The organism is Bifidobacterium moraviense, assembly GCF_012932365.1.
Taxonomy (GTDB): Bacteria; Actinomycetota; Actinomycetes; order Actinomycetales; family Bifidobacteriaceae; genus Bifidobacterium; species Bifidobacterium moraviense.
Map to the genome: position 1 here is coordinate 61026 of NZ_JAAIIH010000006.1, position 26103 is coordinate 87128.

17 protein-coding genes are annotated in these 26103 nt (G+C 68.0%); 13 read left to right on the plus strand and 4 right to left on the minus strand.

Translation table 11 applies throughout. From position 1 onward, the window contains the following. Position 1: 1 nt before the first annotated feature. The gene (locus G1C96_RS05465; protein WP_169275644.1) at positions 2 to 2347 is read left to right on the plus strand and encodes a S9 family peptidase; all 2346 of its coding nucleotides are present in this window, start codon (positions 2 to 4) and stop codon (positions 2345 to 2347) included. A 295-nt stretch (positions 2348 to 2642) separates the two neighbouring features. Continuing rightward, positions 2643 to 3674 carry a 3-isopropylmalate dehydrogenase gene (locus G1C96_RS05470; RefSeq protein WP_169275645.1) on the plus strand — a complete coding sequence of 344 codons (1032 nt, stop codon included), beginning with the start codon at positions 2643 to 2645 and terminating at the stop codon, positions 3672 to 3674. 417 nt (positions 3675 to 4091) lie between these two features. Here the strand turns inward: G1C96_RS05470 and G1C96_RS05475 are convergent, their stop codons facing one another. Continuing rightward, on the minus strand, positions 4092 to 5423 hold the full coding sequence (locus tag G1C96_RS05475) for a lipoate--protein ligase family protein (protein WP_240945119.1): 1332 nt from the start codon (positions 5421 to 5423) through the stop codon (positions 4092 to 4094). A 352-nt stretch (positions 5424 to 5775) separates the two neighbouring features. On the opposite strand from G1C96_RS05475, the gene G1C96_RS05480 reads away from it, so the two are divergent. The 3 genes from G1C96_RS05480 (at position 5776) to G1C96_RS05490 (ending at position 10656) form a co-directional block, all read left to right on the plus strand. Next, complete coding sequence (locus G1C96_RS05480; RefSeq protein WP_169275646.1) at positions 5776 to 6495, plus strand: Crp/Fnr family transcriptional regulator; 720 nt, start codon at positions 5776 to 5778, stop codon at positions 6493 to 6495. Positions 6496 to 6686: 191 nt separating this feature from the next. Beyond that, a complete protein-coding gene (locus G1C96_RS05485; protein ID WP_205832060.1) occupies positions 6687 to 9062 on the plus strand; it encodes a transglycosylase domain-containing protein in 2376 nt (791 codons plus the stop codon). A gap of 475 nt (positions 9063 to 9537) precedes the next feature. Continuing rightward, complete coding sequence (locus tag G1C96_RS05490; protein ID WP_240945124.1) at positions 9538 to 10656, plus strand: NADH:flavin oxidoreductase/NADH oxidase; 1119 nt, start codon at positions 9538 to 9540, stop codon at positions 10654 to 10656. 122 nt (positions 10657 to 10778) lie between these two features. Here G1C96_RS05490 and G1C96_RS05495 read toward each other — a convergent pair whose 3' ends face one another. Next, complete coding sequence (locus tag G1C96_RS05495) at positions 10779 to 11930, minus strand: quinone-dependent dihydroorotate dehydrogenase (protein ID WP_169275648.1); 1152 nt, start codon at positions 11928 to 11930, stop codon at positions 10779 to 10781. A gap of 323 nt (positions 11931 to 12253) precedes the next feature. On the opposite strand from G1C96_RS05495, the gene G1C96_RS05500 reads away from it, so the two are divergent. The 5 genes from G1C96_RS05500 to G1C96_RS05520 all read left to right on the plus strand — a co-directional run bounded on the left by G1C96_RS05500 (position 12254) and on the right by G1C96_RS05520 (position 18786). Further along, entirely contained in the window at positions 12254 to 12985 is a 732-nt protein-coding gene (locus G1C96_RS05500; protein ID WP_240945120.1) for a polyprenol monophosphomannose synthase, read from the plus strand. 401 nt (positions 12986 to 13386) lie between these two features. Next, positions 13387 to 14202 (plus strand): DeoR/GlpR family DNA-binding transcription regulator, encoded by an 816-nt coding sequence (locus G1C96_RS05505; protein WP_169275649.1) that lies wholly within the window; start codon positions 13387 to 13389, stop codon positions 14200 to 14202. Further along, entirely contained in the window at positions 14199 to 15449 is a 1251-nt protein-coding gene (gene galT / locus G1C96_RS05510; protein WP_169275650.1) for a galactose-1-phosphate uridylyltransferase, read from the plus strand. The genes G1C96_RS05505 and galT overlap by 4 nt, the downstream gene beginning before the upstream one ends. A gap of 49 nt (positions 15450 to 15498) precedes the next feature. Beyond that, positions 15499 to 16752, plus strand: a complete 1254-nt coding sequence (galK, locus tag G1C96_RS05515) for a galactokinase (protein ID WP_169275651.1) — start codon at positions 15499 to 15501, stop codon at positions 16750 to 16752. A gap of 561 nt (positions 16753 to 17313) precedes the next feature. Further along, a complete protein-coding gene (locus tag G1C96_RS05520) occupies positions 17314 to 18786 on the plus strand; it encodes a DHA2 family efflux MFS transporter permease subunit (RefSeq protein WP_335341927.1) in 1473 nt (490 codons plus the stop codon). Between the two features lie 784 nt (positions 18787 to 19570). Here the strand turns inward: G1C96_RS05520 and G1C96_RS05525 are convergent. Further along, on the minus strand, positions 19571 to 20893 hold the full coding sequence (locus tag G1C96_RS05525) for an MFS transporter (RefSeq protein ID WP_169275652.1): 1323 nt from the start codon (positions 20891 to 20893) through the stop codon (positions 19571 to 19573). Positions 20894 to 21269: 376 nt separating this feature from the next. On the opposite strand from G1C96_RS05525, the gene G1C96_RS05530 reads away from it, so the two are divergent. The 3 genes from G1C96_RS05530 to G1C96_RS10405 all read left to right on the plus strand — a co-directional run bounded on the left by G1C96_RS05530 (position 21270) and on the right by G1C96_RS10405 (position 25243). After that, the gene (locus tag G1C96_RS05530; protein WP_169275653.1) at positions 21270 to 21542 is read left to right on the plus strand and encodes an ACT domain-containing protein; all 273 of its coding nucleotides are present in this window, start codon (positions 21270 to 21272) and stop codon (positions 21540 to 21542) included. Between the two features lie 44 nt (positions 21543 to 21586). Continuing rightward, on the plus strand, positions 21587 to 22951 hold the full coding sequence (locus G1C96_RS05535) for a PFL family protein (protein ID WP_169275654.1): 1365 nt from the start codon (positions 21587 to 21589) through the stop codon (positions 22949 to 22951). 516 nt (positions 22952 to 23467) lie between these two features. Next, positions 23468 to 25243 (plus strand): zinc-ribbon domain-containing protein, encoded by a 1776-nt coding sequence (locus G1C96_RS10405; RefSeq protein WP_169275655.1) that lies wholly within the window; start codon positions 23468 to 23470, stop codon positions 25241 to 25243. Between the two features lie 197 nt (positions 25244 to 25440). Here the strand turns inward: G1C96_RS10405 and G1C96_RS05545 are convergent, their stop codons facing one another. Beyond that, entirely contained in the window at positions 25441 to 26103 is a 663-nt protein-coding gene (locus tag G1C96_RS05545) for a tRNA (cytidine(34)-2'-O)-methyltransferase (RefSeq protein WP_169275656.1), read from the minus strand.

Genomic DNA, 26103 nt, shown 5'->3' on the forward strand with positions numbered 1-26103 from the left:
TATGACCGATATGCCTTCGTACCCCAGCGCCGCGGTGGAGCCGCACGAGCGCGTCTTCCACGGCGACACGTTCGTCGACCCCTACGAGTGGATGCGCAACAAGGACGATCCGCGCACGCAGGCGTACGTGCGCGAGCAGAACGCCTTCACCGACGCGCGCATGGCGCCGCTCGCCGGACTGCGCACGCGGCTGTTCGAGGAGCTCAAGTCGCGCGTGGAGCAGACCGACATGTCCGTGCCCACGCGCATCAACGACTACTGGTACTTCGCGCGCACGCAGGAGGGCAAGCAGTACGCCGCGCAGTGCCGCATCCCCATCGCCGGACCGGACGACTGGACGCCGCCCGAGGTGGACCCCAAGGCCGAGCCCGGCTCGCTGCCCGGCGAGCAGGTGATCTTCGACGCCAACCGCGAGGCCGAAGGCCACGACTTCTTCCGCCTCGGCGGGCTCGACCTGAGCCGTGACGGGCGCTGGATGCTCTACGGCGTGGACTTCACCGGAGACGAGCGCTACGACCTCAGGATCCGGGACCTGAGCACCGGCGAGGACCTGCCGGAGACCATCGAGCAGGTGTCCGCGGGCGGCTGCCTCACCCCGGACGGCCGGTGGGCGTTCTACGTGAAGGTGGACGACGCGTGGCGCCCGTACGCGATCTGGCGCCACCGCGTGGGCACGCCCGCGTCCGAGGACGTGGAGGCGTGGCGCGAGGACGACGAGCGGTTCTGGGCCGGCGTGGGGCTGAGCTTCGACGAGCGCAACATCGTGATCGGCACCGGGTCCAAGACCACCACCGAGGTGCTCACCCTGCCCGTGGACGACCCCACCGGCACGTTCACGCCGTTCATCCCGCGCCGCGAGGGCGTGGAGTACGACGTGAGCTTCGCGCGGTTCGAGGGCGCGGGCGACGCCGGCGAGGACGTGCCGGTGGCCGTGGTGTACCACAACGTGAGCAACCCGAACTTCCAGATCAACGTGATCGACATGCGCCGGCACGAGCCGCCGTACGACTTGGACGAGGGCACCGTGGTGGCGTCCGGCTCGCCGTACGGCTGCGAGACCGGCGGGCAGTACGCCGGCATGCCGGTGGGACGCCCGTGGCATCATCCGGGCAATCCGACGGTTCTCGACGGGGCGCGCGGCCTCGGCATCGAGGGCATCGCCATCCACCGGCACTTCGTGCTGCTCTCCTACCGCGCGGACGGCCTGCCGCATCTGGCGGTGATGACCAAGGACCGCGCCGTGGAGGACTGGAAGGCCGACCGTCCCTGGCGCTTCGAGGAGGTGCGACCGCATCCCGCGCCGGAATCCACCGCCAAGCCGTGGGCCGAGCGCCTGTATTCGATCGGCGCGAGCGGCAACCCGTCGTACGAGGCGCCGCGCCTGCGCTACTCGTTCGGCAGCTACACGCTGCCCGGCGAGCTGCACGAGCTCGATCCGGCCACCGGCGCCGACGTGCTGCTCAAGCGCGCGCAGGTCCTGGGCGACTTCAGCGCCGACGACTACGTGGAGCACCGGCTGTGGATCACCGCGCGCGACGGCGAGAAGATCCCCGTCTCGCTGGTGTGGAAGCCGTCCGTCTGCCATCCGCAGATCGAGGGGCGGCCGGCGCCGACGTTCATCACCGGCTACGGCGCGTACGAGATCAGCTCCGACCCGCACTTCGCGGTCTCGCGCCTGAGCCTCATGGACCGCGGCGTGCTGTACGCGGTGGTGCACGTGCGCGGCGGCGGCGAGATGGGCCGCGCGTGGTACGAGCAGGGGCGCAGGCTCAAGAAGCGCCACAGCTTCGAGGACTTCGTGGACGCCACGCGCGTGCTGCAGGACCAGGGGTGGGCCGATCGCACCCGCACCGTGGCCAACGGCGGCTCCGCGGGCGGTCTGCTCATGGGCGCGGTGGCCAACATGGCGCCGGACCTGTACGCGGGCATCGAGGCGGACGTGCCGTTCGTGGACGCGCTGACGTCGATCCTCGACCCGGACCTGCCGCTGACCGTGACCGAATGGGACGAGTGGGGCGACCCGTTGCACGAAGCGCAGGTGTACGACTACATGAAGTCGTACACGCCGTACGAGAACGTGCCCACGGCCGCCGAGCGCCGCGAACGGTTCGGCACCGACCACTTCCCGAAGATCTTCGTCACCACGTCGATGAACGACACGCGCGTGCTGTACGTGGAGCCGCTCAAGTGGATCGCGCGCCTGCAGGAGCCCGAGGTGGGCGCGGACGCGATCGTGAAGATCGAGGTGGAAGCCGGGCACGGCGGCATCACCGGGCGCTACAAGCAGTGGGAGGAGGTCTCCTACGAGAACGCGTGGTGCCTGGCCGCGATGGGCATCCGCGAGTAGCGTCGCCCGGCGGCGCGCTGCCGCGTTGTGCTGCCGCGTGGTGCTGTGCATATCTGCCTATCCTTGGCTCGAATATCGCAAGGATCTGCAGATATGCATGCTGAGCGGCCGATTCGGGGCTGGTACGACGCAGATCTGCCGATTCCTTGAATTTCGATGCCAAGGATTGGCAGATATGCGGTGCGGGGCCGCGCAGGCCGATGGGTCTCCGGCCGGCAGCCCGCCACGGATGCGCGTGTCCACAGGCTGAGCGCGTCCCGTTCGACCAATGGATGCGCGAGTAGTCTCGCGTGCTATGAGCAAGACATACACCATCGCGGTCATCCCCGGCGACGGCATCGGCAAGGAAGTCACTCCCTGGGCCCAGGCCGCGCTCGAGAAGGCCGCCGAAGGCGAAGCGGCCTTCACGTACGAACACTTCGATCTCGGCGCCGAGCGCTACCTGCGCGACGGCGCGATCCTTCCCGAGGAGGAAGAGGAGCGCATCAAGGCCACCGACGCCATCCTGCTGGGCGCCGTGGGCGACCCGCGCATCAAGGCCGGCATCCTGGAGCGCGGCCTGCTGCTGAAGCTCCGCTTCGATCTGGACCAGTACGTCAACCTGCGCCCGTCCAAGCTGTACAAGGGCGTCACGTCGCCGCTGGCCAACCCGGGCGACATCGACTTCGTCGTCGTGCGCGAAGGCACCGAAGGCCTGTACTGCGGCGCCGGCGGCGCGGTCCGTCGCGATACGCCCGCCGAGGTCGCCACCGAGGTGTCGATCAACACTGCGTACGGCGTGGAGCGCGTGGTGCGTTACGCGTTCCAGCTGGCCATGAAGCGCCGCAAGCACATCACGCTCGTGCACAAGAAGAACGTGCTCGTCAACGCCGGCGACATGTGGCAGCGCATCGTCGACCGCGTCGGCAAGGAGTATCCCGAGGTTACGCACGACTACTCGCACATCGACGCCGCGACCATCTACCTCGTGTCCGATCCGTCGCGCTTCGATGTGATCCTCACCGACAACCTCTTCGGCGACATTCTCACCGACGAGGCCGGCGCCGTGGTGGGCGGCGTGGGCTACTCCGCGTCCGGCTGCATCAACGCGTCCAACGAGTACCCGTCCATGTTCGAGCCGATCCACGGTTCCGCGCCGGACATCGCCGGCAAGGGCATCGCCAATCCGACCGCCGCGATCCTGTCCGCCGCGATGCTGCTGCGCCACCTCGGCTTCGACGAGGCCGCTGCGAAGATCGACGCCGCCGTGGAGGCGGACATCGAGGAGCTCGGCTCCACGCAGCGCTCCACCGAACAGGTCGGCAAGGACATCCTCGCGCGCATCTGACCGGCGCCGACCCGGCGACGTGATACGACAACGGACATCTGCCTCGTGCAGGTGTCCGTTTCTGTACGGGTTCGTACGATTTGCGCCGCTGAGGGGTGGTGAGCGTCCGTTTGTGTATCGTCTCGTACGGTTTGCGCCGCTGGGGAACGATTGGCGTCCGTTGTTGTATCGGCCCGTACGATTTCCGCCGCGGAGGTCTTCCGGCGTCCGGTTGCGTATGCGCGTATACGCAGATGCAGGTTGAGACGGGCGGCCGGTCGGGTGCGGCGGCAGAAGGCGGCCGACGCCGACAGTACATACACGCCGTCGTTCGCATAGGCAGCCCATATATAAGGTGCGGCCGCAGACGCGCGGCGGTGCGTCAGATGGACATCGGACGATGTCAACCAGACGGATGGACCGTCGCGGATGCGGAAGCTACGGGATGACGGCGGTCCAGGCGGGGGAGGAGAAGCGGTCCGCGGCGAGTTCGCGGGCCCGACGCAGCACCGATTCGGGGATCGCGTCGGCGGCCGTGCGCACGACGGGGAACGACGAGCCGACCTCGTGCGACGATGCGTCGGCGGCGTTGCCGTGACCATCGCCGCCGCCGACGAGCGTGGCGATCATGCGGGCGATGACGTCCTCGCGCGCCAGACCGGTCTGCGAACGCAGCGGATCGACGCGCTTGGCGGCGGACCGGACGGCCTTGTCGCTCATCTTCTCGCGCGAGACGTTGAGGATGCGCAGCATCTTGGCGGCATCCATGTCGTACGACATCATCGTGTGGTGCAGCACGGCGCCGGGGCCGTGCGAACCGTGCGGCGCGGGGAATCGTCGCTGCGCCGCGCCGCCGATCTTGCCGTGCGCCGAGGCGATGTCGTTGATGGGCTGGTAGCGCGCTTCGACGCCCATCGAACGCAGCGCGTCGAGCACCCAGCCGTCGCATGCGCGATACGAGTCCTCCACGTCGACGCCCTCCACGAAGTCCAGCGGCGCGACGAGCGAGTACGTGATGACCGCGTCAGGCTCGGCGAACATGGCGCCGCCGCCCGTGATGCGCCGCACCACCGTGACGCCCTCCGCCTCGGCGCGGTCGACGTGCACCTCGCTGCCGAGCGACTGGAAGCGCCCGATCACCACCGCCGCGCGGTCCCATCGCCAGAACCGGAGCAGCGGCGGCATCGCGCCGGCCGCCACCGCCTCGGCGCAGGCCTGGTCGAGCGCCAGCTGCATCGCCGGTTCGCGCGGATCGTCCAGCACCACCGCAAGTCCTGCGATGCGCCGTACGTCGGGCAGGGAACGACGGGCGTCCGGGGCGTCGTCGCGTGTGGTCGGCGTCGGACGTCGCGCCGGCGTCGGTCGCGGCGCATCCGCGATGCCCAGCGCGCGCGCCGCGGCCGTGGCGATCGTCCGCTCGTCCGCGCCGGCCAGCGTGGTGGCGGGATGCGCATCCATCGCCTTGCGCAGGCGCGCGGCCATCGCGGCGATCCATGCGTCGGCGCGACCGGAAGGAGCGGTACGGTCGATGCCGGCGCGATCGTCGCCGTGCGGCGTCGTTTCACGGGAAACATCGGCATTCGCGTCGCCGGCCGAAACCTGCCCGATTGTCCGCTGCAGCGCGTCGAGCAGCGTCCGCGCCCCGTCCGCGTCGCCCTCGACGAAGAAGTCGCCATCGATGCGCGCGACGTCGCCCGGCCGTACGCTCACCGCCACCAGCTTGCCGCCGGGCATCTTGCACTCACCGCGTCGCCATGCCGTCGTGTTCATCGGCGCCTCCCTGATTCCGTGATTCGTTCCGTGACTCGTTCGGTGGTTCATTCCGCGGTTCGCTCTGCGGCCCGTCTCGCGATCCGTTCGACGGGCGGTTCCGCGGTTCGCCTCCCACTGTATTGGGCGGTGCGGTCGGGCGGTGTGGTCGTGCGGTGCGGTCGGGCGGTGTGGTCGTGCGGTGCGGTCGGGCGGTGTGGTCGTGCGGTGCGGTCGGGCGGCGGCAATGCGTCCGGTCGCACCCGGTCGCATCCGGGCCGCCGTCGCCGCGCGGGGCTACAATGACATGCCATATGCCGGCCGGGAGGCCGAACGGTCGAAGACGCCAACTGGGAGGTTCGAGGACGTGGGGATGAGCGCCGACAAGCCCAACGGGATCGTTGACGAGGACAATGCGCTGCTGCACACCGCGCTGTTCAAGCAGGTCTCGCCCGAGGAGGCGGATCAGCTGCTGCCCCATCTCAAGCGCTGGACGCTCAACAAGGGCGGCTTCATCTTCCGCGAGGGCGACGTGGACCATCGCATGTACATCCTGGAGGACGGGCGCGTCAAGCTGACCCGTCAGGCCGACGACCGCCGCGTGCAGCTGCTCTCCATCCACGGCCGAGGCGAGATCCTGGGCGAGATCCCGGTGTTCGATCCGACCGGCGGCCCGCGCACGGCGTCCGCGGTGGCGATGACCAACGGCACCACCGTGGTCTCGCTGGAGCACGACGACCTGTTCGCGTGGCTGGATGAGCATCCGCGCGTGGCCGTGGACATGCTGCAGGTGCTGGCCGGACGCATGCGCGCCAACAACGAGCGTATCTGCGATCTGGTGTTCATGGACGTGCCGGCGCGACTGGCCAAGACGCTCATCGACCTGGCGCACCGCTTCGGCGAGCCGATCGAGGCGGGCCTCATGGTGCCGCACGACCTGACGCAGGAGGAACTCGCGCAACTGGTGGGCGCCTCGCGCGAGACCGTGAACAAGGCGCTCATGGACTTCGACAACCGCGGGTGGATCGCGCGCAAGGGCCGCGCGATCATCATCTTCCAACCGGGCATGCTCATCCGCCGCTCTCGCCGATAGCCGCCGCTGGCCTCCGTCGGCCTCCGGCAACCTCCGTCGGCCGGCCGCGACCGCCGCGGCTGCCGGCCGATCGCAGCCGCATTCAGGCGATTTTCCGCGGATTTCCAGCAAGTGAAGTTCTCGTGCATATGGGTGCGCGCCCTGCGCGAAGACCGGGCCCGCGGTAGACCCGCCCCCCTAGAATGGGCACCATGCCTGAAAAGAAATCGATGACCGCGAAGCGGCTCTTCACCCTGTTGCTGGCCTACGCCATGTTCTGCGTGGCCGGCGGCGTGGTGGCGAGCGGATTCCTGCTGCCCGGCGTGTTCGCCGCCAACTCCCTGATCCGCACGCTCAGCCCCAACCTCAAGGCCGAGGGCATCGACTTCTCCATCGCCGATCTGCCGCAGGCCTCCAACCTGTACGCGGCGGACGGCTCCAAGATCGCCACGTTCTACACGCAGAACCGCACCGTGGTGCCGCTGGACCAGATCTCCGAGGTCATGCAGAAGGCCGTGGTGGCGCGCGAGGACCGTCGTTTCTGGGACCACTCCGGCGTGGACGTGCAGGGCGTGCTGCGCGCGTTCGTACAGACCTACGTCAAAGGCGACGAGCAGCAGGGCGGCTCCACGCTCACCCAGCAGTACGTGAAGAACGTGCTCGCCGCGCAGGCGGAGGAGGACAACGACCCGATCGCCGCATACCACGCCAAGGAGGACACCATCGCCCGCAAGCTGCGCGAGATGCTCATCTCCGTGCAGCTGGAGCGCGAGTACTCCAAGGGCGAGATCCTGCAGGGCTACCTCAACATCGCGCAGTTCGGCAACCGCAGCATCTACGGCGTGGAGGCCGCCGCGCACCGCTACTTCGACAAGTCCGCCAAGGACCTCAACGTCGTGGAGTCGGCCACCATCGCCGCCATCACCAAGAACCCCGCGAACTACGACCCGTCCATCGAGGCGAACCAGGAGGAGTCGCAGAACCAGCGCAACATCGTGCTCAAGCTCATGCTGCAGCAGGGGTTCATCAGCCAGCAGGAGTACGACGACGCCGTCAACACCCCGCTCAAGGACACGCTGCACATCACGTCCGTGGCGCAGGGCTGCATGGCCGCCGGCGACGCCGCGTTCTTCTGCTCGTACGTGGTCAAGCAGATCGAGAACTCGCCCGAGTTCGGCGCCACCAAGGAGGAACGCCAGAAGCTGCTCAACTCCGGTGGTCTGGAGATCCACACCACGATGGACGTGAACGCCAACAACGCGGCGATGAATGCGGCCAAGACCGCCATCCCCGTGGACGACCCGAGCCACTTCGAGGTGATGATCGCGGCCATCCGCCCGGGCACCGGCGAGGTGCTGGGCTTCGGCATCAACCGCATCTACGACGCGACGAGCGCCGCCGAGGGCGACGAGACGCGCACGGCCGTGAACTACGCGGTGGACGAGCGCGACGGCGGCGGCTCCGGCTTCCCGATCGGCTCCACGTGGAAGCCGATCAACCTGGTGGCGTGGATGCGCGAGGGCCACGCGATCACCGAGGAGCTGCCCGCGGTGTACGCCCTGAACGAGGAGCACGACGTGCCCGACTACTACGCCAAGGGCATCACGTGGAACGTGCAGAACTCCGGCGGCGTGCGCGTGAGCTCCGAGTCGCCGCTCAACGGCCTCATCAACTCGCACAACACCACGCAGGCCGCCATGCTCAAGGAGATCGGCCTCACCCCGATCCTCAACGCGGCGTCCGACATGGGCTACCACAGCGCCGCGCTCGCGGACGAGGACAAGAGCCTGTTCGACCAGAAGACGCTCTACAACCCGCCGGTGGTGATCGGCTCCGGCGTGTCCGCGTCGGCGCTGACGATGGCGAACGTGTACGCCACGATCGCCGCCAACGGCGTGCAGTGCACCCCGATCGCCATCACCAAGGTGGTGGACAGCACCGGCAAGGACATCCCCGTGCCGAGCGCCAACTGCCATCAGGCCATCGACCCGGAGATCGCGCAGACCGCCGCGTACGCGATGAACCAGGGCGTGGTACAGCCCAAGGGCCAGGCGCACGACGCCCAGCTGGACAACAACCGCAAGACGTTCGCGAAGACCGGCACCAACGAGAACACGTACATGCTCACCGGCGGCTTCACGCCGGAGGTGGCCGCGTACACGATGGTGGGCAACGCGGAGGGCTACACCTACCAGGAGGACAAGAAGACCGGCATCTGGCACGCCACCAACGCGTTCTCCAACCGCACGATCAACGGCGTCTACCACGACACCTGGTACGGCGCGGACATCGCCACCCCGGCGTGGAAGAACTTCATGAACACGTATCTGGCGGCGGCGAACATCCCGATCAACAACGACTACGGCAACCCGTCGAGCAAGTACGTCACGGCCACGACGTCGAGCACGTCCAGGTCCAAGAGCTCCGCGGCGGACGAGTCGCAGTCCGATGCCGCGGGACAGAACGCGAGCCCGTCGCCCACGGCCACCGCCACGGCCAGCGCCGAGCCGCAGGCCACGCAGTCCGAGGCGCCGGCCGAGACGCAGCAGCCGCAGGCCACGGAGCAGTCCACCGAGTCCGCCCAGTAGCCGGGCCGGGTCCGGGGACGCCGCGGCGTTTCCCTCACAGGTCGCTCACAGGCCGCGCGGAGATTCCGCGCGGCCTTCGTCATACAATGGCTCACATGGCGGCCGCGACGCATGGTCGCAATGCATGGTCGCAAACGCAAAGGGGGACGAAACAATGACGCAAGAGGACAACGCCGCGAACGATCTGCCGGGATTCGACATGCGCGGATTCACCGTGGCGGACAAGACGTCGGCATACGACAGCGACGAGGACGAGACGCCCACGGGCGGGGATCCGGCTCCGGACGCCGCCGCGGACGATGTCACGGACGATGCCGCGCTCGCCGACGCCGATGACGACGACACGGACGCCGACGACACGGACGAAGCCGCGGACGACGACGCGCTCGACGACGATGACGCGGAGTCCCTCGCGGATCCGTCCGCGGATCCGCCCGCGAACGTCTCCGCCAAGCGCCGCAAGGGCAAGAAGGCGCTGTTCAAGTCGGCCAAGAACGCCGTGAAGGCGCAGTCGCAGGCGCTGTTCAGCCCCATCAAGCTGCGCGGGCTCACCGTGCGCAACCGCGTCTGGCTGCCGCCGATGGACACGTATTCGGCGTTCGCCCGCGACGGCAAGCCCACGCCGTTCCACTACCAGCACTACGTTTCGCGCGCCGTGGGCGGATTCGGACTGGTGTGCTTCGAAGCCACCGCCGTGGCGCCCGAAGGCCGCATCTCGCCGTGCGATCTGGGTCTGTGGGACGACGACCAGATCGCCGCATACCAGTGGATCGTCCGCGGCATCAAGGAGGCCGGCGCGGCCGCGGCCATCCAGCTCAACCACGCCGGGCGCAAGGGATCCACCGGCTGCTTCGCGGTGGGCGTGAACGGCGAGACCGTGCCGGAGTCCGAAGGCGGCTGGCGCACCGTGGCGCCGAGCCCCATCGCGTTCGGGCGCCAGGCCGAGCCGCGCGAGCTGAGCGTGGACGAGATCCACGGCATCGTGGCGCAGTTCCGCGCCGCCGCCATCCGCGCGGTGGCCGCCGGGTTCGACGTGGTGGAGATCCACGCCGCGCACGGGTACCTGCTCAGCGAGTTCCTCGACCCGCTCACCAACACGCGCGTCGACGAATACGGCGGCAGCCTGGAGAACCGCATGCGTCTGCTCGTGGAGGTGACCGACGCGATCCGCGGCGCCATCCCGAGCGCCATGCCGCTGTTCGTGCGCATCTCCGCCACCGACTGGGCGGCCGGCGGCTGGGACCTCAACCAGACCATCGAGACCGCGCGCGTGCTGCGCGACCACGGCGTGGATCTGGTGGACGTGTCCACCGGCGGCATCCTGCCGGGCGTGGCCGTGCCGGTCAAGCCGAACTATCAGGTGCCGTTCTCCGCGAACGTGCGTTCCAAGGCGCTCGTGCCCACCACCGCGGTGGGGCTCATCACCAAGCCGAAGCAGGCCGACCGCATCGTGCGCAAGGGCGAGGCGGACGCGGTGCAGATCGGCCGCGCCGCGCTGCGCGACCCGTACTGGCCGCTGCGCGCCGCCGCGAAGCTCGGCGTCGGGACGGCGAAGGCGCCGTATCAGCCGCAGTACGTGCGCGGCGCGTTCTGACGCACGCCGAAGACGGCAACGGCGCGGCTCCCGCATCATGCAGGGGCCGCGCCGTTCGTCGTTCGCGGGTCCGTGGGGTCCGATCGCGCCGGATCGTCTGACCCGTCGCCGCCGCGCGGACGTCAGTCCACGTCGACGCCCACGGCCTCGGCCACGGAATCGAATCCGTCGCGGCGCAGCAGGCGCGCCAGACCGCGCTTGAGCACGGTGATCTGCTGCGGGCCGCGGTACATAAGCGAGCTGATGAACATCACCAGGCTCGCGCCCGAGCGGATCTTCGCGTACGCCTGCTCCGGGGTGAACACGCCGCCGACGCCCGCGATGGCGAAGCGGTCGCCGAACTCGCGGTACGTGTTGGCCACCATCGCGTTGCTCGCGCGGTACGTAGGGCCGCCGGAGAGACCGCCCTCCCACTCGCGCGGGATCTCCAGGCCGGTGCGGTCCTTCTGCAGGTTCGCGATCGACACGCCCTGCACGTTGTGCTCGGCCAGCACCTGCAGCAGCTCGCGGAACTCGGGCCACGGCTTGTTGAGCGGCATCTTGACCAGCGTGGGCTGCGGGCGCTCCACCGTGTCCAGCGCGGTGAACAGGCGGTCCAGCGCCTCGGGGGTCTGCGTGAACGGCTCGCCGGCGTGCGTGTTGGGGCACGAGACGTTGACCTCGATCATCGCGGTGCGTCCCGCCGCGCGCTCCATGGAGATGCGATAGTCCTCGATGCCCTCGTCCAGATCGCCGCACTGCGCGTCGTTGGTGCGCGCGATCGACACGGACACCTGCATCGCCTTGGCGCGGCGCCACGCCTCCTCGGCGCGGGGGATCACCGTCTCCGAACCGTCGTTCGCCAGACCCACGTGCACCATCATCGAATCGTATTCGGGCAGACGATGGAACCACGGCTTGGGGTTGCCGGCGCAGGGGCGCGACGTGGTGGAGCCGACCGTCTCGAAGCCGAATCCGGCGTGGTCGAGCAGCACGGGCATGTCGCAGTTCTTGTCGAGACCGGCGGACAGGCCGAACGGGTTGGCGAAGCGCACGCCCATCGTCTCGGTCTCCAGGATCGGGTCGGTGTAGTCGAGCATCTCGCGCAGCAGCCACATCAGCGGCGGGATGTTCTTGGTGACGCGGCAGAACTCGATCATCTGGTCGTGCGCCACGTCGGGCGTGTGGTTGAACACGAAATGCGGCTTGACGACGTGCTTGTAGCCGAAGGTGAAGAGGTCGCACGTGGCCTTGTTGACGGCGTCGTGCCAGAAGGATTCGGAAACGTAGCTCATGCCTCCATTGTGGCACCGCGTGCTGCGGCGTGCCAGCGTGCGCCGATCCGTCCGTCCGCCCGTTCCTCCCGTGCGTCCGGCAGCGTCCGGCCGCATCCGTGCATATCTGCCGATCCTTGGCATCGATATCGCAGGAATCGGCAGATCTGCGTGCATTCGGGCCGTTTGGCGTCTCCTACGACGTATATCTGCCGATCCTTGCGTTCGGCGTGCCAAGGATCGGCAGATGTGCGGGGTGCGCGCGGGCGGATCGTCGCTACGGCGCGCGCGTACCGGTTGGCGCGAACGCACGGTAGAGTATGGTGCAGCGAAAGGGGGAGCGGATGCCTGAGTCGACCCGCACGGTGATCGTCATGCCCACCTACAACGAGGTGGCGAATCTCAAGACCACGCTGTCCGGGGTGTTCGCGCATACGCCGGAGGTGGACGTGCTCATCGTGGACGACGGTTCGCCGGACGGCACCGGGCGTCTCGCGGACTTCATGGCGCAGGGGGACCGCCGCATCCACGTGATGCACCGCGAGGAGAAGAACGGTCTGGGACCGGCGTATCTGGCGGGGTTCCGCTGGGCGCTGGACCGCGGCTACGACCTGATCTGCGAGATGGACATGGACGGCTCGCACCGTCCGGAGGACTTCCGCCGCATGCTCGACGTGGCCGTGATGAACCCGGACGTGGATCTGGTGATCGGTTCGCGGCGCGTGCCGGGCGGGCGCACGGTGAACTGGCCGTGGACGCGCGACATGATCTCGCGCGGCGGATCGTGGTACGCGCGCACGATGCTGGGGCTGCCGGTGCATGACATGACCGCGGGCTTCCGCATCTACCGCGCGCCGATGCTCGAGAAGCTGGGGCTGGAGGGCGTGCAGGCCAACGGCTACGTGTTCCAGGTGGACATGACGCGGCGCGTGGCGGCCGCCGGCGGTGTGATCCGCGAGGTGCCGATCGCGTTCGTGGAGCGCATCCGCGGGCAGTCGAAGATGAGCTCCGCGATCGTGGCGGAGGCCATGTGGCGCGTCACGCAGTGGGGCTTCGATCGTCTGCTGCGCCGCTGACCGTCGTTCGTCGCCCGTCGTTCGTCGCCCGTCGTTCGTTGCCCGGCACCCGTCGCAACGTTGCCGCAGAGGGCCGTGCATATGTGTCGTCGATCGCAATGTTGTGACGGGTGACCATCGAAGGTGCCGGTTGTGCCTCGCAAGGTGGTCGTTTGTGGCAACGTTGCGGTGAAGGACCATCGGATGGTGGCGGATGTGGTCGTTCGATGGTCGTTGATCGCAAAGTTGCGATGGGAGGCCATGTTGATGACGGTCGGAGGCGTTCTCGATGGTCGGTCGTGGCAAAGTTGCGGTGGGCGGCTGCGGGACGCGCGGTCGGCATGTTCCGTATGTCCGGGACGACGACACGAAACGCTCATAACGGTTTTGTTCAATGAGCGTATGTGTGCGATAATGTTCGAATGATATCGTCACAACGCCAACATCTGATCCTGAGCCGGCTGCGCACGCGCGGCGCGGTGCGCATCACCGCACTGTCCAAGGAACTCGGCGTTTCGGCGATGACCATCCGCAGGGACATCGCCGACCTTGCGGACAAGGGTCTGCTGAAACGCGTGCACGGAGGCGCGGTCACCACGTCGACGCTGCTGGCCGAGCCGCTGTTCTCCGTGAAGTCCCAGATGGACATCGGGCTCAAGGACGCCATCGCGCAGGAGGCCGTCAAGTACGTGGCCCCCGGCGACGTGATCGCCATCGGCGGCGGCACCACGGCGTACGTGTTCGCCCAGCATCTGCTCGAGTCGCAGCAGGCGGCCGGCATCACGATCCTCACCAACTCGATCCCCGTGGCCGAACTCGTGCAGGCCCTCGAATCCAAGGACGTGGAGGTGATCGTCACCGGCGGCGTCATCACGCGCTCCAACTCGCTCGTGGGCCCCATCGCGGACAAGGTCATCGGCTCCCTGCGCGTCAACACCGTGTTCCTCGGCACCCACTCCGTGTCCATCCCGCGCGGCTTCCTCATGCCCAACTCGCTGGAGGCCGCCACGGACATGGCGCTCATGGACATCGCCGACCGCACGATCATCCTCACCGACCACACCAAGTGGGCGTGCACGTCGCTGTCGCTGTTCGCACGCTTCGAGCAGGTGGACACCGTCATCACCGACGACGGGCTCGACCCCGTCGTGGCCAAGCAGACCAAGGATTTGGTGAAAACGCTCGTTCTGGCCAAGCAGATCGAGCAACCGTCACAAGAAAGTGAGCACAACCAATGAGTGATTTCGCACACTACGCCCCGGGGGAGTACGCGTCCGAGCACATCCGCATCACGCCGACCACGCTGGCCGACGGTCGCGAGTTCTTCTACCTCGACGACGACCCGGAGTACGTGTCCGGCGCCAAGACGCGCGAGCTCAAGGATCCGCGCAACCTGGCCTACCGCTTCGCCAACCAGCTCAACGCCGCCGGCGAGGAGGTGCCGTACGCGGCCCCGGAGATGCGCCGCGACCCGCTGACCGGCGACTGGATCCCCATGGCCACCGCGCGCATGAACCGCCCGATCACCGCCGGCCCCGGCGCCACCGCCAAGGGCAACCCGCTGGCCGCCCGCAAGCCCGGCGACCCGTACCAGGACGGCGAGGTGCCGGACACCGACTACAACGTGGTGGTGTTCGAGAACCGCTTCCCCTCGATGGTGCGCGTGCCCGGCCGCTCCGAGGACGTGACCTACGTGGACGGCAACCCGCTGTGGGAGAAGAAGATGGCCGCCGGCCGCTGCGAAGTCATCTGCTTCGACCCGAACGAGCACGGCCTGCCCGCCGACCTGCCCGTCTCCCGCCTGCGCACCGTCGTCGAGGCGTGGGCGTTCCGCACCGCCGAGATCTCCGCCATGGAGGGCATCGAGCAGATCTTCCCGTTCGAGAACCACGGCGCCGAGATCGGCGTCTCGCTGGCCCACCCGCACGGTCAGGTCTACTGCTACCCGTTCATCGCGCCGAAGCTCGAAGCCGAGCTCAAGCACACCGAGGCCTACCACGAGAAGACCGGCGGCAACCTGCTCAAGGACCTCATGAACGCCGAGCTGGAGGCCAAGGAGCGCGTGATCATGCGCAACCACAGCTGGGTGGCCTACGTGCCGGCCGCCGCCCGCTGGCCCCTCGAGGTGCACGTGGCCCCGGTGCGCGACGTGCTCACGCTCGACCAGCTCAACGACCAGGAGCGCTGGGACCTCGCCCAGATGTACTCCACGCTGCTCAAGCGCGGCAACGCGTTCTTCGACAAGGGCGACGGCAAGGGCATGGACCTGCCGTACATCGCCGCCTGGCACCAGGCCCCGATCCACGACCCGCGCCGCGCGAACTACCGCCTGAACCTCCAGTTCTTCAGCTTCCGCCGCGCCGCCAACAAGATCAAGTACCTCGCCGGCTCCGAGTCCGGCATGGCCGCCTGGATCTCCGACACCACGCCCGAGCTCATCGCCAAGCGCTTCCACGAGCTCGGCGACGTGGACATCGCCGACTGAACCGCGATCCCGCGATCGGACTCGATCAGACCGAAAGGAACCAACACCAATGACCGCTGTTGAATTCATCGAACCCATCAGCCACGAGGACGGCGTCGCCCGCGCCACCGAGCTGTTCGCCAAGACGTACGGCACCGAACCCGCCGGCGTGTGGGCCGCCCCCGGCCGCGTGAACCTCATCGGCGAGCACACCGACTACAACGCCGGCCTGTGCCTGCCCATCGCGCTGCCGCACCGCACGTTCATCGCCCTCAAGCCGCGCGAAGACACCGCCGTGCGTCTCGTCTCCGACGTGGCGCCGGACAAGGTGGCCTCCGCGGACCTCGAAGGCCTGCAGGCCGGCGGCGTGGACGGCTGGGCCGCCTACCCGACCGGCGTGGCGTGGGCGCTGCGCGAGGCCGGATACAGCCAGGTGCAGGGCTTCGACGCCGCGTTCGTCTCCTGCGTGCCGCTCGGCTCGGGCCTGAGCTCCTCCGCCGCCATGACCTGCTCCACCGCGCTGGCGCTGGACGACGTGTACGGCCTGGGCTACGGCTCCACCGACGCCGGCCGCGTCACGCTCATCGACGCCGCCATCAAGTCGGAGAACGACATGGCCGGCGCCTCCACCGGCGGCCTTGACCAGAACGCCTCCATGCGCTGCACCGCCGGCCACGCGATCCTGCTCGACTGCCGTCCGGGCCTCACCCCGCTCGAATCCGTCTCCCAGCAGGCGTTCGACCTCGACAAGTACGGTCTGGAGCTGCTCGTGGTGGACACGCAGGCCCCGCACCAGCTCAACGACGGCCAGTACGCCGAGCGCCGCGCCACCTGCGAGAAGGCCGCCAAGCGCCTCGGCGTGGACAACCTGCGCGTCATCGCCGACCAGGTGAACGCCGCCGACGATCCGGCCGCCGCGCTCACCGCCGTGCTCGACCAGCTCAAGGACGATCCGATGATGGTGCGCCGCGTGCGCCACGTCATCACCGAGATCGGCCGCGTCACCGAGTTCGTGGACGCGTTCGCCAAGGGCGACGTGGACAAGGCCGGCGACCTGTTCAACGCCTCGCACAACTCGCTGCGCGACGACTATCAGGTGACCGTGCCCGAGCTGGACACCGCCGTGAACGTGGCGCGCGCGCACGGCGCGTACGGCGCCCGCATGACCGGCGGCGGCTTCGGCGGCTCGATCATCGCGCTCGTGGACAAGGGCCGTGGCCAGGAGATCGCGCAGCTCATCGCCGACGAGTTCGAGGCCCAGGGCTTCAACGCGCCGCGCGCCCTGCCCGCCGTGGCCGCCGACTCCGCGTCCCGCGAGGCGTGACCCTTCCGGTCAGCCGGCGGCGGGTCGGCCTTCCCGGTCGTCCTGAGTGGAGGCAACGGGTTTCCTCCCGTCATCCTGAGCGGATGTGACGGGTTTCCTCCCGTCATCCTGAGCGGAGGCGGAGCCGGAGTCGAAGGATCCTTGACGTTCGGTTGTATGTCAAAGATCCTTCGACTCCGCTGCGCTCCGCTCAGGATGACCGGGGAAGGAACGCCCTGCTCAGGATGACCGGGGAAGGGGCGTGCTGCTCAGGAGGGCCGGGGAAGGGGCGTGCTGCTCAGGAGGGCCGGGAGAAGGAGCGTGCTGCTCAGGAGGACGGGGGACTCCGCGTCGTGCGAGGCATGACGCCGCCTTCGCGGGCAAACGCGCGACACGCCCGGCCTGACTTACGAAGACCCGCGAAACGTGTTACCTTGCGGAGCTGATCAAAACCGCATGGCCCCGCGCCGAAATACCATCGAGTATTCGGTGCGGGGCCATGCGGTTTTCTGCGTCAAGAGAGAGGTAACCTTGCATCAGTCATCTTCGCGCCAGTCGTCCGCGAACCAGTCGTCAGCACCCATGCCGTCCGCGCATCAGTCCTTCGCCCATCCGCACCGGATCATGTCCGGCCTGTACGCCGGCGTCTTCCTGGGCATGCTGTCCGAGACGTCCATGAACATCGCGATCCCGGACCTCATGGACGACTTCGGCGTCTCCGCCGGCACCGCCCAGTGGATGGTCGTCGGCTACATGCTGGCCATCGGCATCGTCCTGCCGTGCGTCGGCTTCCTGCTCAAGTGGGTGAGGACCAGGACGCTCGCCCTGGTCGCGCTCGCGTGTTTCCTGATCGGCGCCGTCGTGTGCGTCGCGGCCCCGAACTTCCCGATCCTGCTCGCCGGACGCATGGTGCAGGGCGTGAGCACCGGCATCATGCTGCCCACCATGTACGCGGCGATCATGCGCGTCTTCCCGCCGCAGAAGATCGGCGCCGCCAACGGCGTGGCGGGACTCACCATCATGTTCGCGCCGGTCATCGGCCCCACCCTGGCGGGCGTGCTCATCGGCGCGTTCTCGTGGCGCGCGATCTTCGCCCTGCTCGCCGTGGTGGCCGTGGCGGCGATCGCGCTCACCGCCGCGTTCTTCGTCACGCCGATCGACCTCACCCGCCCGGCCGTGGACGTTCCGTCCGTCATCGCCTCGGCGCTCGGCTTCGGCTGTCTGGTGGCCGGCGTGAGCCTGATCAGCGACATGGGCTTCTCCGCCGTGGTGGTGGCGCTGCTTGTGGCGGGCGTGCTCGTGCTCGCGTTCTACGCGCACCGTCAGCTCACCATCGCCGACCCGCTGCTGGACCTCAAGGCGCTGGGCATCCGCGCGTTCGCCGTGCCGGCCGTCATGGTGAGCTGCTCGTTCGCCTGCACGCTCGCGTTCATGTATCTGGTGCCGCAGGAGCTGCAGCGCGGCCTCGGCCTGAGTTCCGCGGTGGCGGGCATGCTCATGCTGCCCGCGGGCGTGGTCAACGCGCTGTGCACGCTGCTGGCCGGCCGCATGTACGACCGGTACGGCGCGAAGCGTCTGGTGTGGATCGGCGTGGCGATGGCCGCGATCGGCGGCGTGCTGTTCCTCGCGATCGGCGTCGGCTCTCCGGTGGCGCTGTTCCTCGCCGCGCACGTGATCATCATGGTGGGCATCCCGTTCATCCAGCAGTCCACGCAGTCCGCCGCGCTGCACGCCCTGCCGCGTGAGATGGCGGCCGACGGCAGCACGATCCTCAACACCATGCAGCAGGTCGTGGGTGCGATCGGCACCGCCATCGCCACCTGTCTGCTGGGGCTCGCGGACACGTCCACGCAGGCGGGCTTCGTGACCGGCTCGCGCTACGGCTACGTGTTCGGTCTGGTGCTGGTGGCGCTGGTGCTCGCCGGTTCGTTCATGCTGCGCGAGGATCGTCGCGCGGCTGCGGATGGCGTGGGCTTCGCCGACGCCGAGCGTTCCGCCGATGTCGAGGCCGAGCTCGTGGCCGATGGCGTGGCCGTCGTTGTGGCCGCGGACTGAGCGCGTGAAGGATTGAGCGGATACGGTCCGTGTGGGTGACCGGGCGTGGTCCGTGTGACGTCGTCGGGCCGGATCCGCTCGGTCCGGTTGGATGCAGGACTGGATTCGCTCGGTGTGATGCGGGCTCGGGACTGGATCCGCTCAATCCGTGACGGCTCCGGGAAGGATTGAGCGAATCCAGTCCGCAGGAGGGCTTGTTGGGCGTCTCCGGGACTGGATCTGCTCAATGTGATGTTCCGTCGGACTGGATCCGCTCAATCTGCGGCGTCGTTGGGGAGATTGAGCAGATTCAGTCCGATGCGATGTCGGCATGGGCGGGTCGATGGCAGTGCGATCGACCGCGGCTGACGTGCAACGTTGCGGCGGACAGTGCGATCGTCACACCTAGTGCAAAGCGCCGGCGGATGCGCGTCGCACGGCCGGATCGGGATCGCAGGCGCGCATGTTCGCCGATTCTCGCAATATCCATGCCAATTGTGGGTGAATCCGCACGTCGCGCGGGCACGTCGCGCGGACATACACGGCGCGGGCACGCGGCGCGGACGTACGGCAACGGAACGTCGCGCGGACATACACGGCGCGGGCACGCGGCGCGGACGTACGGCAACGGAACGTCGCGCGGGCGTCGTCGGCTCCGCACTCCACACGTCGCACTCCGTACGCGAAACGCAGTTGGCCCCGTACGGAACGGATCCGTACGGGGCCAACGCTCGATGTCGATCATGCGTCACATGCCGCGCATCACGCGGTACGTACCATGCGACGCACGATACGCGTCACGCGATCACTTGGCGTAGTCGGCGTTCTTGCCTTCCTTGATGAGGAACAGCGCCACGAGCGCGATCACGGCCATGATGGCCATGTACCAGCCCACGGAGGCCACGGTGCCGGTGGCCTGCACCAGCGCGGTGGCGATGGTCGGGGCGAACGCGCCGCCGAAGATCGCGGCCAGGTTGTAGGCGAGGCCGGCGCCGGAGTAGCGCACGTGGGTCGGGAACAGCTCGGGCAGGTAGGCGCCGCAGGGGCCGAACAGGCCGCCCATGAGCGCGAAGCCCACGCACAGGAACAGCATCACGGTGACGGGGTTGTGCTGCAGCGACTGCATGGCGAAGAGGCTGAACACCAGCGTGGCGAGCGTGGTGGAGATCAGCACGGTCTTGCGGCCCAGCTTGTCGGAGTAGACGCAGGTCACGAGGATGAAGATCGCGAAGAACACCACGGAGACCATCTGCATGGCCAGGTACTCGTTCTGCGTGAACGCCGGCTTCATCACCTTGACGCCGTAGCTCAGCGACCAGGTGCCCAGCACGTAGAACAGGGTGTAGGTGATGCCCATGGCGGCGGTGCCCAGAAGGACTTCCTTCCAGTACGGCACGAGGTCGCGCAGCGGGTGCTTGGAGACGCGGTCCTCGGCCTCGGCCTGACGGAAGATCGGGGTCTCGCTCATGTGCAGACGCACATAGAGGCCGATGATCACGAGCACGGCGGAGCACAGGAACGGGATGCGCCAGCCCCAGGCCTGCATCTGATCGGGGCCGAGCGTGGTGTCGAGCAGCAGGTTCAGGCCGTAGGCGCAGAAGAAGCCGATCGGGGCGCCGAGGTTCGGGAAGGAGCCGTACAGGGCGCGCTTGTGCGCCGGAGCGTTCTCCGTGGCCACGAGGGCGGCGCCGGACCATTCGCCGGCGAGGCCCACGCCCTGGCAGGCGCGGCAGATGCACAGGATGATGATGGACAGCATGCCGAGCTGCTCATAGCCGGGCAGGCAGCCGACCAGGAACGTGGAGATGCCCATGGTCATGAGGGCCACGACCAGCGTGGTCTTGCGGCCGACCTTGTCGCCGAAGTGGCCGAACAGCATGGAGCCGAACGGGCGGGCGAGGAAGGAGACGGCGAAGGTCAGGAACGCCAGCATGGTGCCGATCGCCGGGTTGGCCTTGGTGGCCGCCGGGAAGAAGATCGCGCCGAAGTAGCTGGCGGATGCGATGGAATAGCAGTAGTTGTCGTAGAACTCGATTGCGGTGCCGACCATCGACGCGGCGATGATCTCCGGCACGGAATCCTTCTTGACGGCCTTGGTCGCCGTGGAGGCGGTTGCCGTTGCGGACATGAGAAATCCCCTCTAATTCATTCTCAACTTCATCTGCGGGGCACGTCCGCGGCACGATGCGGTTGCGCGCGCCGATGGCCATGCCCCTGCCGCACGTCTCGCCTCCGCCCGGTCGTGCCAAACGGAAGCGCGCCGGTGCGGTTCATGTCGTTCCGGCGGTTGGCCGGAAAACTGGGTCACACCATACGGGGGACGCATCGGCCGTGCATAGGGCGGGATCACTATTTGGACGCTTCGGGGCGCGGTGTCGCGTTTGCCCCTTGCGACGCGGGCCGGGCGTCCCACGTCACGCGGCGCGTGGGACGGCGCGGGCGCGGCGCGGCGTCGGACAATATACTGGAACGGTCTGCTGTTTTTCTTCGATCGGGGGAACCCCATGAACAAGGCCATCATCACCGTCGTCGGCCAGGACACCGTCGGCATCATCGCCCGCGTCTGCACGTATCTGTCCGACCACAGGGTCAACGTGCTCGACATCTCGCAGACCATCATCGACGGGTTCTTCAACATGATGATGATCGTCGACTACGCCAAGGCCGACGAGGAGTTCGGCACCATCGTGGACGACCTCGACGCCCTCGGCGAGGACATCGGCGTGCGCATCCGCTGCCAGCGCGAGGAGATCTTCACCAAGATGCACCGCGTCTGACGCGCATCCGTGAAGCATCCAGACGGAAGGACAGGGGAACAGTCATGCTGAATATCATGGAGGTCCACGAGACCAACCAGATGATCGAGCAGGAGAAGCTCGACGTGCGCACCATCACCATGGGCATCTCGCTGCTCGACTGCGCGGCGGGCACCGTGGACGAGACGTGCGCCAACGTGTACGACAAGATCACGCGCTACGCCAAGGACCTCGTGCCCACGGGCGAGGCCATCGAACGCGACTACGGCATCCCGATCGTCAACAAGCGCATCACCGTCACGCCCATCTCGCTGGTGGGCGCCAGCTCGTGCAGGTCCACCAAGGACTTCGTGAAGATCGCGCACGCGATGGACCGCGCCGCCAAGGAATGCGGCGTCGACCTCATCGGCGGCTACTCGGCGCTCGTCTCCAAGTCCATGACGCCCGCCGAGGAGCTGCTCATCCGCTCCCTGCCGCAGGCGCTGTCCGAGACGGACATCGTCTGCTCGTCCGTGAACGTGGGCTCCACGAAGACCGGCATCGACATGAACGCGGTGGAGCTGCTCGGTCACGTCATCAAGGACATCGCCGCCGCCACCGCGGACAACGACTCCTACGGCTGCGTGAAGTTCGTGGCGTTCTGCAACGTCCCGGACGACAACCCGTTCATGGCGGGCGGCTTCCACGGCGTCACGGAGGGCGATGCCGTGATCAACGTGGGCGTCTCCGGCCCCGGCGTGGTGTCCCGCGCGCTGGATGCCGCCAAGGGCAAGGACTTCGAGTTCCTGTGCGAGACCATCAAGCGCACGGCGTTCAAGATCACGCGCGTGGGTCAGCTGGTCGCGCAGGAGGCGTCGCGTCGTCTGGGCATTCCGTTCGGCATCATCGACCTCTCGCTCGCGCCGACGCCGGCCGTGGGCGACTCCGTGGGCGAGGTGCTGGAGAAGATCGGCCTCGAACAGGTGGGCGCGCCCGGCACCACGGCGGCCCTGGCCATGCTCAACGACCAGGTCAAGAAGGGCGGCATCATGGCGTCGTCCTACGTGGGCGGCCTGTCCGGCGCGTTCATTCCCGTCTCCGAAGACAAGAACATGATCGACGCCGCTGGCTCCGGATGCCTGACGATCGAGAAGCTCGAGGCCATGACCTGCGTGTGCTCGGTCGGCCTCGACATGATCGCCATCCCCGGCGACACCACGGCCGCGACGATCTCCGGCCTCATCGCGGACGAGGCGGCCATCGGCATGGTGAACCAGAAGACCACCGCCGTGCGCGTGATCCCCGTGGTGGGCAAGGGCGTGGGCGAGCAGGCCAACTTCGGCGGGCTCATGGGCTACGCGCCGATCATGCCGGTGAACAAGGCGTCGTGCGCGGCGTTCGTGACGCGCGGCGGGCGCATTCCGGCGCCGATCCACTCGTTCAAGAACTGAGCCGAGCGTACGGGCCGGGGCTGCCGGGACGCCGGGCCTGGTACCGGTCGCATGTACGCCGGTCGCATGTACGGAAACACCGCGGAGCACGCCGTTCCGCGGTGTTTTCGTATGTGTTTGTACGGTTGCTGTCTCGGAGCGGACGCCTCGTGACAGTTGTCGTACGAGCTCATACGGAAACACCGTGGAGCACGTCGTTCGGCGGTGTTTTCGTATGTGTTCGTACGGAAACACCGTGATCGACCGGGGCCGCGCCTGGGTTCCCCTATCCGGCTCCGTCGTACTGGGGTCCTTTGCCCCGCGCGCGGCGTAACGGATGCGGCGTACACTCGAAGGGGAGAAGCATAGAGAGTGCGCGGCCCGCCGCGTTCACGTCAAAGGGGACAAATCATGAAGGGTTCTCCGGATAGTCGTCATCGCGTCCATGATCTCGATCTTCGCGCATACGGCGCGGACGATGTCGGCGGCGATCGTCGCGCCCATCGGCCCGATCGTCGACGCACCGCGCCGCGCACCGTGATCCGTCACGTGGCGCGCCGCATCGCCGCCGCGTTCGTCGCGCTGATGATGGCCGCGGTCGCCCTGATCGTCGCGCCCACCGCCGCATGGGCCGCGGGCGCCCCGCCGGTGCCGCAGCAGCGCGGCAACGTGAACCTCAAGAACTACGAGGACGTCGCCGTCAACGGCATCTCCGACGACGGCTCGGTGGCGGTGATCTACGCCAGCAACGTCGCGTCCGGCTCATCCACGTACTTCATGGTGACGCTCAACGACGTCTCGATCACCGAGCTCGCCGGCGCCGGCGTGATCTCCACGGACGGCAAGCAGGTGTATTTCGTGGACACCGATAGCGGCAAGCTCAAGGCGGCGGACGTCGCGTCCAAGCAGATCACCACGCTCAACGGCAGCGTGGGCGGCAGCGAGTACGTGGTCGGCGCCACCGCGGACCGCGTGCTGATCAGCGACTACTCCGGCAGCGGAGTGACGCTGAACACCTACGACGTCAAGCAGCAGCGCGTGACGGCAACCACGAAGATCAGCAGTTCGAGCGCGATGCTCGGCGTCGCGCCGGATTACAGCCACGTATTCGCGGTCGAGCCGTCGTCGAGCGGCTCCTCCGCCACGCTGCAGGCCTACGACCTGACCACCGGTCAGTCCTCGCCAGCGCAGCAGATCACCGGCCCGTCCGGCATCGACTATTCGAACCTCAGCGTGCTGTCCACCCTCGTCGACGGCAAGGCGCTGCTGGTGAGCTCGTATTCGTCGTCCGCCTCCGCGGCGCTGTACTACCGACTTGACGTGACCAACGGCAGACTGACGTATCTCTCCGATCACCCCTACACGCTGACGACGAACCGCAGCTACACGGAGGCGCGATACGTGCTCGGCTTCGACGGTCCGGCGGGCGATCCGGCCAACGGCGTCAACCTGTCCAAGGTGAGCGACGCGTCGTCGATGAGCGTGTACGACATCGCCGCGGGTCGCGCGGCATGGACCACCAGCATTCCCGCCGGCATCGACGCCAAATTCGAGTCCGGCAACTACCTTGGCTTGACCAACGACGGCAAGCACATGCTCGTGGCATCCCAGACCGGAACGTCCGGCGGTTCCCTGATCTCCATGGACACCAAGACCGGCGCGACGTCCGAGGTGCGCATCCCCGATGAGATCTCCGGCGGCTACGGCGGCGCGGCGATGCTGAGCGGCGACGGGGCCACCGTGGTGGTGGCGACGACCAAGGGCGACGATTCCCAGCTGCTGATCTTCTCCACCGGCGTGGGCGGCAGCCCGTGGACCAAGGTGGAGACGTGGCTCATGGTGGCCGCGGGGTCTCTGGCGGTGATCGTGCTGATCGTGGTGGCGATCATCCTGCTGCGGAAGCACGGCGCGAGGAAGGCGGTCGCGGGTGCGCCGATCGCGCCTCGGACGTCGGCCGGATACGCGCAGCCTCAGTCCGCGCAGCCTGCGCCGTCCGCACAGTCGTATGCGGCGGCTTCCGCGCCTGCTCAGGCTGTGTCCGTCCCCGCGCAGTCCGCGCCGCGTCACGCCGCTTCCGCGGCTCCGACTCCGGCATCCCCGTCTGCGCCGACGGTTCCCGCCACGCCTGCCGTGCCGACCGTCGCGCCGGCATCCGTCGCACCTGCGCCTACGTCGGCCGTTGCGCCTGCGCCCGACCAGTCCGCTTCTGACCAGTCCGCGCCGGCGGTGCGCTTCTGCACCGAGTGCGGCACGCGCGTGACCCGTCCGACCGCGAAGTTCTGCCCCGGCTGCGGTCATCCGCTGGGCAGCTGATCGCTCGCGGACCCGCCGGCCGATATGCGACGCGGGACGCCCGTCCCATGTCACGCGTGGTGCGCAATCGTTGCAATTGCAACGGTCTTGTGCGGTGTGTGACATGGGGTGGGCGTCCCGCGTCGCGTTATGGGATCGATGAGGTCACGGGCGCGCTCGGGCCGCGGTCATGCGGCCGCAGCTACGTGCGCTTCAGATCACTTGCCGCCGGCGAAGCCCAGCTGGCGCCACGCTTCGTAGATGGCGATGGACGCGCAGTTGGTGAGGTTGAGGGAGCGCAGCGAAGGACGCATGGGCAGGCGCACCTGCTCGGCCACGTGCGGCCCGGCCATGATGTCCATCGGATCGGGGATGTCGCCCGGTTCGGGGCCGAACAGCAGGATGTCGGTGGGACGATACTCCACTTCGGTGTACAGCTTCGTGGCGTGCGCGGTGAACGCGATGATGCGCGAGTTCGGCATCGACTCCACGAGGTTCTCGAAGTTCGGGTGCAGCACCACGTGCGCCATGTCGTGATAGTCCAGGCCGGCGCGGCGCAGCTTGGTGTCGCGCAGGTTGAAGCCCAGCGGCTCCACGAGATGCAGGATCGTGCCCGTCACCGCGCACAGGCGGATCGCCGAACCCGTATTGCCGGGAATACGCGGCGAGTAGTAGCACAGGTGCGGCGTCACGGTCTCCGTGGCCGCGGCCTTCTCCGCCGAGAGCATCGCGTCCACCACGGAGATCGGGTTGCCGTGCGCGTCGGTCACCAGTTCGTCCGGTCCGTAGTTCGACTTGCGGTAGCCATACTCGAACATCTTCTCGACCTTGGCTTCCGCGGATTCCTGTTCGCTCGTCTGCGATTCCTGCTCGTTCGTCAT